Source organism: Amycolatopsis panacis, from assembly GCF_003600245.1.
Taxonomy (GTDB): Bacteria; Actinomycetota; Actinomycetes; order Mycobacteriales; family Pseudonocardiaceae; genus Amycolatopsis; species Amycolatopsis sulphurea.
In genome coordinates, this window is the sequence record NZ_QZFV01000087.1 from 84,677 (window position 1) to 99,078 (window position 14,402).

At 68.4% G+C, this 14,402-nt stretch carries 15 protein-coding genes; 12 read left to right on the forward strand and 3 right to left on the reverse strand.

Going from position 1 to position 14,402, the window contains the following annotated elements; genetic code table 11:
- Positions 1-71: 71 nt before the first annotated feature.
- Complete coding sequence (locus tag D5S19_RS17120; protein ID WP_120024340.1) at positions 72-2,336, reverse strand: (Fe-S)-binding protein; 2,265 nt, start codon at positions 2,334-2,336, stop codon at positions 72-74.
- Between the two features lie 169 nt (positions 2,337-2,505).
- Here D5S19_RS17120 and D5S19_RS17125 point away from each other — a divergent pair, with 169 nt between their 5' ends.
- The gene (locus tag D5S19_RS17125; protein ID WP_120024341.1) at positions 2,506-2,832 is read left to right on the forward strand and encodes a DMT family transporter; all 327 of its coding nucleotides are present in this window, start codon (positions 2,506-2,508) and stop codon (positions 2,830-2,832) included.
- A complete protein-coding gene (locus tag D5S19_RS17130; protein WP_120024342.1) occupies positions 2,829-3,389 on the forward strand; it encodes a TetR/AcrR family transcriptional regulator in 561 nt (186 codons plus the stop codon). Before D5S19_RS17125 ends, D5S19_RS17130 begins: the two co-directional genes overlap by 4 nt.
- A 77-nt stretch (positions 3,390-3,466) precedes the next feature.
- Here the strand turns inward: D5S19_RS17130 and D5S19_RS17135 are convergent, their stop codons facing one another.
- Positions 3,467-4,006 carry a YbhB/YbcL family Raf kinase inhibitor-like protein gene (locus D5S19_RS17135; RefSeq protein WP_120024343.1) on the reverse strand — a complete coding sequence of 180 codons (540 nt, stop codon included), beginning with the start codon at positions 4,004-4,006 and terminating at the stop codon, positions 3,467-3,469.
- 161 nt (positions 4,007-4,167) lie between these two features.
- Here D5S19_RS17135 and D5S19_RS17140 point away from each other — a divergent pair, with 161 nt between their 5' ends.
- The 8 genes from D5S19_RS17140 to D5S19_RS17170 all read left to right on the forward strand — a co-directional run bounded on the left by D5S19_RS17140 (position 4,168) and on the right by D5S19_RS17170 (position 10,374).
- Entirely contained in the window at positions 4,168-4,947 is a 780-nt protein-coding gene (locus D5S19_RS17140; RefSeq protein ID WP_120024344.1) for a DUF4097 family beta strand repeat-containing protein, read from the forward strand.
- A 27-nt stretch (positions 4,948-4,974) separates the two neighbouring features.
- A complete protein-coding gene (locus tag D5S19_RS17145; protein ID WP_120024345.1) occupies positions 4,975-5,205 on the forward strand; it encodes a hypothetical protein in 231 nt (76 codons plus the stop codon).
- Complete coding sequence (locus tag D5S19_RS17150; protein ID WP_233573997.1) at positions 5,202-5,843, forward strand: alpha/beta fold hydrolase; 642 nt, start codon at positions 5,202-5,204, stop codon at positions 5,841-5,843. The genes D5S19_RS17145 and D5S19_RS17150 overlap by 4 nt, the downstream gene beginning before the upstream one ends.
- A complete protein-coding gene (locus tag D5S19_RS33175) occupies positions 5,750-5,956 on the forward strand; it encodes an alpha/beta hydrolase (protein ID WP_233573998.1) in 207 nt (68 codons plus the stop codon). Before D5S19_RS17150 ends, D5S19_RS33175 begins: the two co-directional genes overlap by 94 nt.
- Before the next feature lie 184 nt (positions 5,957-6,140).
- A complete protein-coding gene (dnaK, locus tag D5S19_RS17155; RefSeq protein ID WP_120024346.1) occupies positions 6,141-8,012 on the forward strand; it encodes a molecular chaperone DnaK in 1,872 nt (623 codons plus the stop codon).
- On the forward strand, positions 8,009-8,710 hold the full coding sequence (grpE, locus tag D5S19_RS17160; protein ID WP_120024347.1) for a nucleotide exchange factor GrpE: 702 nt from the start codon (positions 8,009-8,011) through the stop codon (positions 8,708-8,710). The genes dnaK and grpE overlap by 4 nt, the downstream gene beginning before the upstream one ends.
- Positions 8,711-8,743: 33 nt before the next feature.
- Complete coding sequence (gene dnaJ / locus D5S19_RS17165) at positions 8,744-9,934, forward strand: molecular chaperone DnaJ (RefSeq protein WP_120024348.1); 1,191 nt, start codon at positions 8,744-8,746, stop codon at positions 9,932-9,934.
- A gap of 5 nt (positions 9,935-9,939) precedes the next feature.
- Positions 9,940-10,374 carry a heat shock protein transcriptional repressor HspR gene (locus tag D5S19_RS17170; RefSeq protein ID WP_120024443.1) on the forward strand — a complete coding sequence of 145 codons (435 nt, stop codon included), beginning with the start codon at positions 9,940-9,942 and terminating at the stop codon, positions 10,372-10,374.
- Positions 10,375-10,453: 79 nt separating this feature from the next.
- On the opposite strand, the gene D5S19_RS17175 is transcribed toward D5S19_RS17170, so the two are convergent.
- Positions 10,454-11,629 carry a globin domain-containing protein gene (locus D5S19_RS17175; protein ID WP_120024444.1) on the reverse strand — a complete coding sequence of 392 codons (1,176 nt, stop codon included), beginning with the start codon at positions 11,627-11,629 and terminating at the stop codon, positions 10,454-10,456.
- A 344-nt stretch (positions 11,630-11,973) separates the two neighbouring features.
- On the opposite strand from D5S19_RS17175, the gene D5S19_RS17180 reads away from it, so the two are divergent.
- Together D5S19_RS17180 and D5S19_RS17185 are read left to right on the forward strand one after the other, a co-directional pair.
- On the forward strand, positions 11,974-12,447 hold the full coding sequence (locus D5S19_RS17180; RefSeq protein WP_120024349.1) for a MarR family winged helix-turn-helix transcriptional regulator: 474 nt from the start codon (positions 11,974-11,976) through the stop codon (positions 12,445-12,447).
- A gap of 57 nt (positions 12,448-12,504) precedes the next feature.
- On the forward strand, positions 12,505-14,388 hold the full coding sequence (locus tag D5S19_RS17185) for an MFS transporter (RefSeq protein ID WP_233573999.1): 1,884 nt from the start codon (positions 12,505-12,507) through the stop codon (positions 14,386-14,388).
- Positions 14,389-14,402: the final 14 nt, after the last annotated feature.

Genomic DNA, 14,402 nt, shown 5'->3' on the forward strand with positions numbered 1-14,402 from the left:
GTGCTGTGCGCGCATCGGCCACGAACGAAGACGGCCCCTCCCGAAGGGCGGGGCCGTCCATGGGAAAGCCGTCAGTCCTGCTTCTCCTCCGTCGCCGTCTCCGGCTCGTCTTCCGGCTCGGGGTCCGGGCCGTCGAGTGACGGCGCGCCCGCCGGGACGAGCGTCGGCTCCGGCTTGCGCTTCACGGCGGTGAGCAGCAACTGCGCGACGTCGACGACCTCGACCTTCTCGCTCGCCACACCGTCGCTCTGGCGCGATGTCACGCCGTCGGTGAGCATCACGCGGCAGAACGGGCAGCCGGTGGCGATCTTCGACGGCGCGGTGCCGAGCGCTTCGTCCACGCGCTCGACGTTGATCCGCTTGCCGATCTTCTCCTCCATCCACATCCGCGCGCCGCCGGCACCGCAGCACATCGAGCGGTCGCCGTGCCGCGGCATTTCGCGCAGCGTCGCGCCGGAAGCGCCGACCAGCTCGCGCGGTGCGTCGTAGACCTTGTTGTGGCGGCCCAGATAGCACGGGTCGTGGTAGGTGACGTCCTCGGCGACCGGCGCGACCGGGGTCAGGTACTTCTCCCGCACCAGGCGGTTGAGCAACTGCGTGTGGTGCACGACGTCGAACTGGCCGCCCAGCTCCGGGTACTCGTTGGCGAGTGTGTTGAAGCAGTGCGCACAGGTCACGACGACCTTGCGCGCCTTGCGTTCCCGTCCTTCGAACACCGAGTTCAGCACCTCGACGTTCTGCTGGGCGAGCATCTGGAAGAGGAATTCGTTGCCCGCACGGCGTGCCGGGTCACCGGTACAGGTCTCTTCCGAGCCCAGCACGGTGTACTTCACGCCCGCGATGTGCAGCAGTTCCGCCACCGCGCGGGTGGTCTTCTTCGCGCGGTCCTCGAACGCGCCCGCGCAGCCGACCCAGAACAGGTACTCCACATCGCCGAGATCGCCGTCGAAGACCGGCACCTCGAAGTCCAGCTCCTCCGTCCACTGCAGACGGTCCTTGGCGTTCTGACCCCACGGATTGCCCTTGTTCTCCAGGTTCTTGAACATGCCGTTCAGCTCGGTGGGGAACGAGGATTCGATCATCACCTGGTAACGCCGCATGTCCACGATGTGGTCCACGTGCTCGATGTCCACCGGGCACTGCTCCACGCAGGCACCACAGGACGTACACGACCACAGCACGTCCGGGTCGATTACGCCACCGTCGTCGCCGACAAGTGCCTTCTGCGACTCCGCGATCGCGAGGACGTCAATACCCGCGTACATGTTGTCGCCAGACAAGCCGACTTCGTCGCCCGCCATGTCACGCTTGCCACCCGCGAGCAGGTACGGCGCCTTCGCGTACGCGTGGTCGCGCAGCTGCGTAATGAGCAGCTTCGGCGACAGCGGCTTCCCGGTGTTCCATGCGGGACACTGCGACTGGCAACGACCGCACTCGGTGCACGTGGAGAAGTCCAGCCAGCCCTTCCAGCTGAAGTCCTCGATCGCGCCCACACCGAAGGTGTCTTCGTCCGGGTCGGCTTCTTCGAGATCGAGGACTTTGCCCTTGCTCATCATCGGCTTCAGCCGGCCGAGCGCGACGCCGCCGTCCGCTTCGCGCTTGAAGTAGATGTTGAAGAACGCGCTGAACCGGTGCCAGGCCACACCCATGGTCATGGTGCGCGCGACGACGATCAGCCACACCGTGGCGCTCATCAGCTTGATGAAGGCGAACACCGACACCAGGGCCGCGGACGAAGGCAGCGCCCAGCTAAGCGGGTTGGACACGAAGGCGGCCCACGTGGGCGTCTCGTGGGCGTGCATAGCGGCCTTCGCGGCGCGTACGCCGATGATGCCGATGCCCTCCACGATGACGACAGCCTCGACGAAGTACGCCCACTTGAAGTTCGAGCCGGCGAAGCGCGACTGACGGTCCGCGCGGCGTGGGTGGTTCAGCTGGCGGATGATTGCCAGCGCGATCCCGCCCACCACGGTGCCGACGCCGAGCAGCTCCATCAGCAGGCTCCACGGTGCCCAGTCCTCCAGCACTGGCCAGCCCCAGGTAGGCACGAACACCTCGCCGTAGGCCTCGAACAGGGCGAGCGAGCCGATCAGGAAGCCCCACATCACCATCCAGTGCCACGGCGCCACCTGACGGAACTTGGCCATCCGGGTGTGGACCGCGAATTCCTTGACCATGGTGACCAGCCGGGCGGTGAACGGCCCGTTGCGGGTCGTGTCGGGCTGGCCGAGCCGGATCACCCGCACGAAGCGGGCCACGGTCGCGCTGAACATTCCCCAGGCGATGATGCCCAGGAGGACGGAGATCCCCCCGAGCGTCAGCTGTACCGCGCCCATCGTCGGGTGCCTTTCGTCCGGTGTGGTGGTGGCCGGTGCGCGAGGCGCCGGTTGCGGAGCAGGGTAACGCTTCTTACTGATGGGTAATCGGTTGGACGGTCCCAAGTCCCACTGATGTGGTGCACGCCTCGCTGGCTATTGGGACGATCGTTCAGGTAGTTTCTCTCCTATGGGTGCCTACTTGTACCTCGCGCTGGCCATCGCCGCGGAGGTCACGGCCACCGTGTCGCTGAGGTTTTCCGAAGGGTTCTCCCGGCTCGGGCCTTCGATCCTGGTGATCGCCGGGTACGGCTTCGCGTTCTTCGCGCTTTCGCAAGTGCTGAAGGCAGGGCTGCCGATCGGTGTCGTCTACGCGGTCTGGGCGGCGGCTGGAGTTGCCTTGGTGGCGCTGGTGGGTGTCTTGTTCCTCAAAGAGCCGATCAACCTGGCGATGATCGCCGGGATCCTGATGGTGATCGGCGGTGTGGTGCTGATCGAGTTGGGGAGCAAGGCGTGAAGATCCAGGCCGACGGTCGCAAGGTACGCGGTGAGAAGAGACGTACCGAGATCATCGAGGCCACGCTGCGGGTTATCGAACGCGACGGCGTCGCCGGAGTCACCCACCGCACTGTCGCTGCCGAAGCGGGCGTACCCACGACGTCCACCACGTACCACTTCTCGTCGCTGGACGACCTGCTTGTCGCCACGCTCATCTCGTGCGCACGGGATATGGCGACGGAGGTGTACTGGATGATCGACCGCGCTCGTTCGCGGGGCAGCCGTGGGGCCGAAGAGGTTGCGGGGCTGCTCGCCGAGGCGCTGGGGCCGCGACGCGGCCGCACCATGGCCGAGTACGAGCTGTACCTGCTGGCTGCGCGCAAACCCGAGTTGCGCCCGGCCGCGCGCCGCTGGCTCGACGTGCTGACCTCGATGGTCCGTCACGACGACGAGGTGGCCTTCCGGGTGTTCCTCGCCGGTATCGACGGGCTCCTCATCCAGGGCCTGATCGACGACGAGCCGCCGTCCGCGGACGAGCTTCGCCCGGTCGTGGACTACCTGCTGAAGCCGCGCTGAAAGCTGTGAAGGGACCCTTCACGGACTCAGCGTCCGTGAAGGGTCCCTTCACAGCCGGAGGCCACGGGGAGGTGCGCTCAGCCCTTGTTCTCGTAGACGGCGGTCAGGGTCGCGCGGGCCAGCGTGTGGCCGAACATGGTGAAGCCGAGCGCCGCCGGCGTCGTGTCTTCGTCCGCGTCGAGGGTGTCGACGTCGAGGGCGTGCACTACGAAGAAGTAGCGGTGTGGGCCGTGGCCGGGAGGCGGGGCGGCGCCGAGGAACTGACGTACGCCGCCGTCGCCCTTCAGGGTGACGGCGCCTTCGGGGATGCCTGAGCCAGAGGCGTCGCCTGCGCCCGAGCGCAGTTCGGTGACGGTGGCCGGGATGTTGAACACGGCCCAGTGCCAGAAGCCGCTCGCAGTGGGCGCGTCGGGGTCGTACGCGGTCACGGCGAAGCTGCGGGTGTCTTCGGGGAAGCCGCTCCAGGACAGCTGAGGCGAACGGTCCTCGCCGCCGGCGCCGAAGATGCCGGACAGGTGGGGCCTGGCGAGCGTTTCGCCTTCGGCGATGTCGGTGCTGTGCAAGGTGAACGAGGGCACCGATGGCAGGAAGTCGTAGGGGTTGGACGGCTGGGGCATCGATCCTCCTGAGCGCGGGAAGTCCGTTCGCCCGTCAGGTTAGGACCCTGGCCCCGAGGGTGCCGCCTCAGGGATGTTTCGGGGGGTTTACCGGATGTCGCCGGGGTGCCGGTGCCCTTAACGTCGTCCGGGACCGCAAGGACGCACCAGGGGGAGGAACCATGGCACGCCCGATTCTGGCGCTGGCCGGCATCGTCGTGATCGGCGCGGGACTGGCGATCGGCTTCGGCTGGGGCGTTGCGTCGTCGGTCACCCGCGAAGCCACCCTCAGCGAGCAGATCCACGGGGTCAAGCTGACGGCCGCCGCGGGTGACGTACGCGTCCGTACGGGTAGCGGGCCGGTACAGGTGAAGGAGAAGCTGCAGTACCACTTCAGCTCGGATCCCGGCGACGCTTACCGGGTCGAGGACGATCAGCTCGTACTAGGTGACTGCGGCCATAACTGCAGTGCCGACTTTGAGATCGTGGTTCCGGCTGGCATCCCCGTCACCGGCGATATCGACTCGGGCGCGCTGGACGTCGCGGGGGTCAGCAGCGTCGACGTCACTTCGCACTCGGGGCAAGCGCAGGTTGCCGACGTCGCCGGCCCGGTGAGCCTGAACCTCAGCAGCGGTTCGACCGACGTACGCAACGTCGGCGACCTGAAGGTGCACAGCAGTTCCGGCCGTGTGAAGGCGGAAGGCGTACGCGGGAATGTCGACGTTTCCGTCGACAGCGGGCGCGTGGAGCTTGGGCTCGATCAGCCGGCCAACGTGACCGTGAAGGCCGACTCCGGCAGCGTCGACGTGCGAGTACCGGCCGGGTCGTACCGCGTCACCGGCGACTCCGACAGCGGACGCCGCTCGGTAGAGATCCCGCAATACCTGCAGAACGCCAGTCCTGAATCCAAGACGCTCGACCTGAACACCGGCAGTGGCCGTCTGACGGTCAAGGCCGCCTGAAACTTCCCACAGGGGGGAACACGCACCATGCGCAAGATCGAAACGCGGTTGCTCGCGGCCGTGCTGGCCGGCGCTGTCGGAGCCTTCGTGGTGACCGCCGCGTTCAGCCACGAGCCGGCGCCTGCGCCTGCGGCGCCGGTGGCGGTCGTACGGGTCGATGTGCCGCCAGGCGCCGTCCAGGTCGCTGATGTGGTGGGGGTACGCAGCGAAGTGGACCACCGTGCTGCCCGCCCGGCCGCTGCGGTGCGGCCGGCATGAACCTCGCTGTCGCTGTTTTAACGCTGCTCCCCACTGATCACTGCACCGACGCATTCCCTCGTATGGACGGCACGGAGTCGCTGTACGAACGCTTCAACGTCGTCGGCTTCGATCCGCGCGGTGTTCCGGAAAGCAGGCCGGGAATCACCTGTTCGCCGGCAAAGCTGTACGACACCGGCTTGAATCGCTTCCCGTCGACCCGCGCCGAGTACGCGGCCTTCGTCGAGCACAACCGTGCTGCAGGCGAAGACACTCTGACCAAGACCGGGCCGATGCTCGGGCACGCCGGCACGAAGAGCGCGGCCGAGGGCGTCGACGCGATTCGCAATGCGTTGGAGGAACCGTGGGTTTCCTGGTTCGGTCTGCCCTGCGGCACTGAACTTGGTGCGGTGGACGCATCTTCGCACCCCGACCGCGTGGACCGGATGGTGCTCGCCGGCGCCGTGGACCACGCGCGCCCCATTCGGCAAGCGATGATCGAGGAAGCAGCGGCAACGGAAGATTCGCTACTCCGCTTCTCATCGTGGTGTCACGGCTCCTCGGAGTGCGCGCTGCACGGCCAGGACGTACTCGCCCGTTACGACAAGTTGGTCAGGCGCGAGGTCTCGCCGCGAGCATCGACGGGTCGAGCTTGCTGACCCGGCTCGATGACGGACATACCGGCCTGTACAACTCCCCGTGCGCGGTCGCCGCCGAGGTGAACTACCTGGTGAGCGGTGTCACACCCGATCGAGGGGCGGTCTGCCGGTGATTCCGGGAACAAGGACCCCGGCCTGCCCGTTATCCTGACATGAAGGTTGAGCGGACTCGGCTCAAGTCTGGTTGACGAGCCGAGCGCGCAACCGGTACAACTTGCTACGGGCAGGCTCAAGGCCGACCCGAAAACGCAGGTCACGAACCATAGCAGTAGAGCTGCCAATACGAGAGGAAGCACCATGGCGCGAGCGGTCGGCATCGACCTCGGCACGACCAACTCGGTCGTCGCCGTCCTTGAGGGCGGCGAGCCGACGGTCATCGCCAACTCGGAAGGCTCCCGTACCACCCCCTCGATCGTCGCCTTCGCCAAGAACGGTGAAGTGCTGACCGGTCAGTCGGCGAAGAACCAGGCCGTGACGAACGTCGACCGGACCATCCGGTCGGTCAAGCGGCACATCGGTACCGACTGGAAGAACGAGATCGACGGCAAGAACTACACGCCGCAGGAGATCAGCGCGCGCGTGCTGATGAAGCTCAAGCGCGACGCCGAGTCCTACCTCGGCGAGGAGATCACCGACGCGGTCATCACCGTCCCGGCCTACTTCGAGGACGCCCAGCGGCAGGCCACCAAGGAAGCCGGCCAGATCGCCGGCCTGAACGTGCTCCGGATCGTCAACGAGCCGACCGCGGCCGCGCTGGCCTACGGCCTGGACAAGGGCGAGAAGGAACAGACCATCCTGGTCTTCGACCTCGGTGGCGGGACGTTCGACGTGTCGCTGCTGGAGATCGGCGAGGGCGTGGTCGAGGTCCGGGCGACCTCCGGGGACAACCACCTCGGCGGGGACGACTGGGACGAGCGCATCGTCGGGTGGCTGGTCGACAAGTTCAAGGCCTCCAACGGCATCGACCTCACCAAGGACAAGATGGCGCTGCAGCGCATCCGCGAGGCCGCGGAGAAGGCGAAGATCGAGCTGTCCAGCTCCAACTCCGCCGGCATCAACCTGCCCTACATCACCGTGGACGCGGACAAGAACCCGATGTTCCTGGACGAGACGCTCTCCCGCGCCGAGTTCCAGAAGATCACCTCGGACCTGCTCGACCGCACCAAGGCGCCGTTCAACAACGTGATCCGCGACGCGGGCATCTCGGTCGGCGACATCGACCACGTGGTGCTCGTGGGTGGGTCCACCCGGATGCCCGCGGTGGCCGAGCTGGTCAAGGAGCTGACCGGCGGGCGCGAGCCGAACAAGGGCGTGAACCCGGACGAGGTCGTCGCCGTGGGTGCCGCGCTGCAGGCCGGCGTGCTCAAGGGCGAGGTCAAGGACGTCCTGCTGCTCGACGTGACCCCGCTGTCGCTGGGCATCGAGACCAAGGGCGGGGTGTTCACCAAGCTCATCGAGCGCAACACCACGATCCCGACCAAGCGCTCGGAGATCTTCTCCACCGCCGACGACAACCAGCCCTCCGTGCAGATCCAGGTGTTCCAGGGTGAGCGCGAGATCGCCGCGGCGAACAAGAAGCTCGGCATGTTCGAGCTGACCGGCCTGCCGCCCGCCCCGCGCGGGGTGCCGCAGATCGAGGTCACCTTCGACATCGACGCCAACGGCATCGTGCACGTGACCGCGAAGGACCTCGGCACGAACAAGGAACAGTCGATGACCATCACCGGTGGCTCCGCGCTGCCGAAGGAGGACATCGACCGGATGGTCAAGGACGCCGAGGCGCACGCGGAAGAGGACAAGACCCGCCGCGACGAGGCGGAGACCCGCAACCAGGCCGAGACGCTGGTCTACCAGACCGAGAAGTTCGTCAAGGACAACGAGGACAAACTGCCCGAGGAGCTCAAGGGCAAGGTGAACTCCGCGATCGAAGAGGCGAACGAGGCTCTCAAGGGCACCGACTCGGCCAAGATCCGCGAGTCCATCGAGAAGCTGAACACGGCTTCGCAGGAGCTGGGCAGCGCGCTGTACGCGAACGCCGGTGCGGCCGGTCCCGAGGGCGCTGCGGGCGCCGCGGGTGCCGACGCCGGTGCCGCGGGTGGTGCCAAGCAGAAGGCCAAGGCCGACGACGTGGTCGACGCCGAGATCGTGGAAGAGGACGAGAAGAAGTGACCCCACGCCACTCCGAGCCCGAGGGCCCCGGCCCTGAGGAACCGGTGGTCGTGCGTGACCGGCGGCGGGTCGACCCGCAGACCGGCGAGGTCCGGGAGCCCGCTGCGGAGACCACGGAAGCGGACGTCCCGGCCGGCGAGGAGCCTTCGGGCCCCTCGCTCGGCGACTCGGCCGACGACGCGGTCACCGCGGTGTCCGACGTCGAGAAGCAGCTGGCCGAGCGCACCGCCGACCTGCAGCGGCTGCAGGCGGAATACGCCAACTACCGCAAGCGCGTCGAGCGTGACCGGGACGTCGTGGTCCAGGGTGCCAAGGCGTCCGTGGTGGGCGAGCTGCTTGGGCTGCTCGACGACCTTGAGCGCGCCGAGCAGCACGGCGACCTCACCGGTGCGTTCAAGGCGGTCGGCGACAAGCTGGTCAGCGGTCTGCAGCGGGCCGGCCTGGAGTCGTTCGGCGCCGAGGGCGAGGTCTTCGACCCGAACGTGCACGAGGCCGTTCAGCACAACACCTCGCCGGACGTGTCCGGCCCGACGGTCACCGTGGTCATGCGCCGCGGCTACCGGTTCGGGGACCGGGTGCTGCGGGAGGCGCTGGTCGGGGTCACCGACCACGAGCCCGCCGCGGCCGCGCCGGTCGACGGTTCGGTCGGCGGCGAGCTGCCGCTCGACGGGTCGATCGATGAGTCCGGCCGGCAGTAACCGTCGTTTCGCAGGGAAAGGAGGAGACACCCGATGAGTGCTCGGGAGTGGATCGGCAAGGAGTTCTACAAAGAGCTGGGTGTCTCCTCCGATGCGACCGCGGACGAGATCAAGAAGGCCTACCGCAAGCTGGCCAAGGAGAATCACCCGGACGCCAATGCGGGCAACACCACCGCGGAGAACAAGTTCAAGGCGGTGTCCGAGGCCTACGGCGTGCTGTCCGATCCGGCCAAGCGCAAGGAGTACGACGAGGCACGCAGCCTGTTCGGGGCCGGCGGCCCGGGTGGCTTCGGCGGTTTCGGCGGCGGCCCCGGTGGTGCGGGCGGATTCGACGTGGGCGACCTGTTCGGCCAGGCCGGTGCCGGTGCGCAGCAGGGCGGTTTCGGGGGCCTCGGCGACATCCTCGGTGGCATCTTCGGCCGGGGCCGGGGAGCCGGTGGTCCGGCGGGCACGGCCAACCGGCCGCAGCGCGGCGCGGACGTCGAGACCGACGTGCGGATCGACTTCCTTGAGTCGGTCAAGGGCGCCACGCTGCCGTTGCGGCTGTCCAGCCCGGCCACCTGCAGCACCTGCGGGGGTAACGGGGCGAAGCCGGGCACCTCGCCGCGGGCCTGCCCGATCTGTAACGGGTCTGGGCTCGTCAGCCGGAGCCAGGGGGCGTTCGCGTTCTCCGAGCCGTGCCAGGACTGCCGGGGACGCGGCAAGATCATCGACGAGCCGTGCCCGGAGTGCGGTGGCGAGGGCGTGAGCACCCGTACCCGGACGTTGACCGTACGCATCCCGCCGGGGGTGAAGGACGACCAGCGCATCCGGCTGGCCGGGCAGGGCGAGCCGGGGCGCGGCGGCGCGCAGGCAGGCGATCTGTACGTGCGGGTGCACGTGGCGCCGCACGCGTTGTTCGGGCGCAAGGAACTCGACCTCACGCTCACCGTGCCGGTGGACTTCACCGAGCTGGCGTTGGGCACCACGATCACGGTGCCCACGCTGGAAGGGAAAGTCTCGCTCAAGGTGCCGGCCGGTACGGCAAGCGGCCGAGTGCTGCGCGTGCGCGGAAAGGGCATCCAGAAGCGGGACGGCGCACAGGGCGATCTGCTGGTCACCCTGGACGCGGCGGTCCCGGCGAAGCTCGACGACAAGGCTCGCACGGCGCTGGAGGGCTACGCCGAGGCGATGAAGGGCCACGACCCGCGGCCTGAGATCACCGAGTTGCTCGAAGGCAGGTGACGGCGATGTTCGGCGGTACTCCGGGACTCCCGAACGGTGCGGACGAGGACACCCCGGTGTTCGTGATCTCGGTGGCGGCGCAGCTGTCCGGGCTGCACGCCCAGACGCTGCGCTCCTACGACCGGCAGGGCCTGGTGTCCCCCGGCCGCACCTCCGGGGGCGGCCGGCGGTACTCCGTGCGGGATATCGCCCTGCTGCGTGAGGTCCAGCGCCTTTCGCAGGAGGCCGGGGTGAACCTGGCCGGCATCAAGCGGATCATCGAGCTGGAGAACCAGGTCGACGCGCTGCGCTCGCGGGTGCACGAGCTGACCGAGGAGCTGGCCGCGGCGTACGCGGCCGCCGAACATGCCGCCGCCGCGGTGCACGCGTCCTACCGCAAGGACCTGGTGCCGCTGCGGCAGCAGACCTCGCTGGTGGTCTGGAAACCCAAGAAACGCTGAGCCTTCCCGCGCGGCTGGCAACGCTGTGAAGGGACCCTTCACGGACTCTGCGTCCGTGAAGGGTCCCTTCACGGCTTTCTCAGTCCACCGTGAACGGGTCGTACTGGATCTGGCCGAGCGCGCTGCCCGCGACGAGCATCCGGGACACCGTCGCGCGGATCATCGCCGGGGAGCCGGACACCAGGATGTCGTGCTCCGGCCAGGCGCCGTAGCGGGTCACCGCCTCGGCCAGCGTGCCCTGCTCGCAGCCGGGCAGGTCCTCGCCGCGTTCGACGACCGGGATGATCGACAGCCACGGGTTTGTCGCGGCCAGCGCGCGCAGGTCTTCGAGGTCGTACAGGTCCTCGCGGGCCGGGCCGCCGTAGAACAGCCGGGTTTTCGGGTTCTCCCCCCACTGCGCGAGGTGGTCGAGGATGGCGCGCAGCGGGGCCAGCCCGGTGCCGCCGGCGACCATCAGCACGCCCTTGGACCGTTCGCGGTCCACCGCCAGCCGGCCGATCGGCGGGCCGAGCCGCCAGACGTCGCCGGGCTGGGTGTGGCTCACGATCGCCCGCGAGACCCAGCCGCCGTCGACCGCGCGCACGTGGAACTCGATGCCGCCGTCCGCGCGGGGCGCGTTGGCCGGGGACAGGTACCGCCACAACCTCGGCCGCTGCGGCACCTCCACGCTCATGTACTGCCCGGGGGTATAGGGCACGGGCTGCTCCGGGATCAGCCGCACCAGCGCGAGATCCCAGGTGAGCCGACGGTGCTCGACCACGGTGGCCGACCAGAACGGCGGGTTCACGTCCGCCGCGGCCGCCTCCTGCATCGCGCGCGCGACGATGGTGAACGCCTCGGCCCAGGCCCGCTCCACGGCCGGGGTCCACTCCGCGCCGAGATGGCTCTTCAGCGCCGCCAGCAGCGCCGTGCCGACCGCCTCGTAGTGCTTGGGGATGACGCCGAACTTGCGGTGGTCACGACCGAGCTGGCGCAGGAACGGGACCAGATCGTCGGGCCGGTCCACCATCTGCACGATGCGGACCAGCGCACGCACCAGGCGGCCACGCTGGACCTCCATGTTGATCGGGAAGAAGTCGCGGGTGGCCGGCGCGAGCGTGAACAGCATTCCGTAGAAGAACTGCGAGATCTCCGGCAGATAGGGCTCCGACCGCGCCCAGGTGTCCCGGATCAGCCGCACCATGGCGGTGACCGCGGCGGGGGCTTCGCGGGGTGCTGCCGAGCGCGGGATGGGACTGATCGAATCGGCTGTCATGAAGGTGTCGTTCACCGGTCGGGAGAAGGGATGGGGAGCGGGTGATCACGGACGCCGGGCCGCCTGGTCCGGTGGCTTCGGTTCGCGCCGTCTCGCGGACGTTCCGCGGGAATGCGCCACGCGCGCTCCTCTCCCTTTTCTGGGGTCCACCGCCCCGGCTCGGGCGCGGCTCGTCCGCAGAGTAGCCGTACTCCGGCGGGTTGCTCGCAACGTTGCTCCGGTCGGGTTATCGGCCGGTTGGCGGCGTGGGGCAGCTCACCGGATAGATAGTTGTCCTACGCAACCTTTCCCTCGTAAACTTGCAACGTACAAGCAGTTGGGCGAGCAGCCCGGGAGGAGCCCAGATGAGCTCTGCCGACGATGTCCGGCTCGAACTGCTGCGGGAGTTGCGGAGTTCGGCGCAGCTTCAGCATCTGTGGGTGATGCAGGCCTGGCAGGACGAACCGGGGCTGCACCCGGCCGCCGGCATGCTGCTGTCCGATCTCGCCAAGCACGGCGAGGCCCGGCCGTCCGAGCTGGCCAAACGCCGGCTCGTCGACCTTTCGGTGATCAGCAGGCAGCTCGCGCAACTGCAGACGGCAGGCCTGATCGACCGCAGACCCGCGCCGGAGGACGGGCGCGCCTCGCTGATCAGCGTTTCGGCGAAGGGCGAGGCCGAACTGGCGCGCTGGCGGGCCCGGTACCTGGAGTTCTTCCAGACCGCCCTCGGCGGCTGGGACGAAGGCCGGCTCGCCGACCTGACCGAACGGCTCGCCGCCCTCAACGCCGACCTGCGGGCCACGCTCGGCGCGCCGGACCAATGCACCATGGGAAAGTGAAGTAACGCGAAGTGGAAACCCCGGCCACCGGTGAGCCCCCCGGCCACCGGTGAGCCGATGCCCCACCGGGAGATCATGAAGGCCTTCACCGGCCTGCTGCTCGCCCTGCTCGTGGCGCTGCTGTCGTCGACGATCGTGTCCAACGCGCTGCCGACGATCCTCGCCGATCTGCACGGCACGCAGAGCCAGTACACCTGGGTGGTCACCGCCACCCTGCTCACCTCGACCGCGACCACCCCGATCTGGGGCAAGCTGTCCGACCTGTTCAGCAAGAAACTGCTCTACCAGCTGGCGATCGTGCTCTTCACGCTCGGCTCGGTGCTCGGCGGTATCGCGGGCTCGATGCCCGAGCTGATCGCCTACCGCGCGGTGCAGGGCATCGGGCTCGGCGGCCTGCAGGCGCTGATCCAGGTCGTCATCGCCGCGATGATCGCGCCGCGTGATCGGGGCAAGTACTCCGGCTACACCGGCGCGGTGTTCGCCGTGGCCACCGTTTCCGGGCCGTTGATCGGCGGGCTGATCGTCGATTCGCCGCTCGGCTGGCGCTGGTGCTTCTGGGTGTGCGTGCCGGTCGCCGTGATCGCGTTCGTGGTGCTCGGGCGCACCTTGAAGCTGCCGGTGCTCAAGCGGAAGGTGCGCATCGACTGGCTCGGCGCGACCCTGCTGGTGGGTGGCGTGGCGCTGCTGCTGATCTGGGTTTCGCTGGCCGGGCAGAGCTTCGCCTGGATCTCGTGGTCCAGCGTGGCCTACGTCGGTGGTGCGGTACTCGCGCTCGCGCTGGCCGTGTTCGTCGAATCGCGTGCCGCGGAGCCGGTGGTGCCGCTGCGGCTGTTCCGCAACCGCACCTTCACCTTGTCCGTGCTCGGTTCGCTCGCGGTCGGTACCGCGATGTTCGGCGGTTCGGTGTTCCTCGGGCAGTACTACCAGGTCTCCCGTGGTTTCTCGCCGACGCACGCGGGCCTGATGACCCTGCCGCTGGTGCTGGGACTGGCGATCGCCTCGACCGGCGCGGGCCTGGTGATCTCGCGGACCGGCCGGACGAAGCCGTTCATGGTCGCCGGTGGGGCCTCCCTGGTGGCCGGGCTCTTCCTGCTGAGCACGGTGGATCACGCCACGAATCTCACCCTGATGGGGGGCTATCTCGCGCTGGTCGGCATCGGGCTGGGCTTCCTGATGCAGAACCTGGTGCTGGTGGTCCAGAACACCGTGGCGATGAGGGACATGGGTTCCTCCTCCTCGGTGGTCACCTTCTTCCGGTCGCTCGGCGGGGCGGCCGGGGTGTCCGCGCTCGGTGCGGTGTTGTCCGCCCAGGTGGCCTCGAACATCGCGAAGTCGTTGACTCACATGGGAGTTTCGTCCGACGTCGCCGTGCACGGCGGGGGCGGTACCTTCAACATCGCTTCGCTGCCGGCCGCCCTGCAGCCGGTCGTACGGGCCGCCTTCGGCGATTCGACCGGCACGGTCTTTCTGTACGCCGGGGTCATCGCCGTGGTCACGCTCCTGGCGGTGGTGTTCGTCAAGGAGGTGCCGTTGCGACGTACGCTCGATGCAGAGGCTCCGGTCGCCGACGCCGTCGAAGAGCCGGTGGAGGTCACCACAGCGTTGCGTGGACGAGTTCTCGATACCGGTGGGCGCACGGTTTCCGGCATCGTCCTGACGCTGACCGACTTGGCGGGTCGTCAGGTCGACGTGGGGCGTACGGGCAGTAAGGGCGAGTACGCGCTCTCGGCGAGTACCGAGGGCGAGCACTTGCTTCTGGCGACAGCAGGTTCTTCGCAGCCGACAGTGTCGACGGTGCGTCTCGGCGCTACACCGGTGTGGCACGACCTGTTGCTCGACAGCTGCGGCCCTGCGCGAACCGAGGGGTGGCACGCTGCTCCGTTGGCGCAAGCTGTGGTGCGGGGAGAGGAGTTTGCGGCCAACCGGGGAAGGTTGTACTGATGATCGGCCGGCCG

Bases quoted from the DNA above. Each gene is read 5' to 3' on its own strand.
- D5S19_RS17120 (WP_120024340.1), bottom strand. From the start codon at position 2,336: ATGGGCGCGGTACAGCTGACGCTCGGGGGGATCTCCGTCCTCCTGGGC.
- D5S19_RS17125 (WP_120024341.1), top strand. From the start codon at position 2,506: ATGGGTGCCTACTTGTACCTCGCGCTGGCCATCGCCGCGGAGGTCACG.
- D5S19_RS17135 (WP_120024343.1), bottom strand. From the start codon at position 4,006: ATGCCCCAGCCGTCCAACCCCTACGACTTCCTGCCATCGGTGCCCTCG.
- D5S19_RS17140 (WP_120024344.1), top strand. From the start codon at position 4,168: ATGGCACGCCCGATTCTGGCGCTGGCCGGCATCGTCGTGATCGGCGCG.
- D5S19_RS17145 (WP_120024345.1), top strand. From the start codon at position 4,975: ATGCGCAAGATCGAAACGCGGTTGCTCGCGGCCGTGCTGGCCGGCGCT.
- D5S19_RS17150 (WP_233573997.1), top strand. From the start codon at position 5,202: ATGAACCTCGCTGTCGCTGTTTTAACGCTGCTCCCCACTGATCACTGC.
- dnaK (WP_120024346.1), top strand. From the start codon at position 6,141: ATGGCGCGAGCGGTCGGCATCGACCTCGGCACGACCAACTCGGTCGTC.
- dnaJ (WP_120024348.1), top strand. From the start codon at position 8,744: ATGAGTGCTCGGGAGTGGATCGGCAAGGAGTTCTACAAAGAGCTGGGT.
- D5S19_RS17170 (WP_120024443.1), top strand. From the start codon at position 9,940: ATGTTCGGCGGTACTCCGGGACTCCCGAACGGTGCGGACGAGGACACC.
- D5S19_RS17175 (WP_120024444.1), bottom strand. From the start codon at position 11,629: ATGACAGCCGATTCGATCAGTCCCATCCCGCGCTCGGCAGCACCCCGC.
- D5S19_RS17180 (WP_120024349.1), top strand. From the start codon at position 11,974: ATGAGCTCTGCCGACGATGTCCGGCTCGAACTGCTGCGGGAGTTGCGG.
- D5S19_RS17185 (WP_233573999.1), top strand. From the start codon at position 12,505: ATGCCCCACCGGGAGATCATGAAGGCCTTCACCGGCCTGCTGCTCGCC.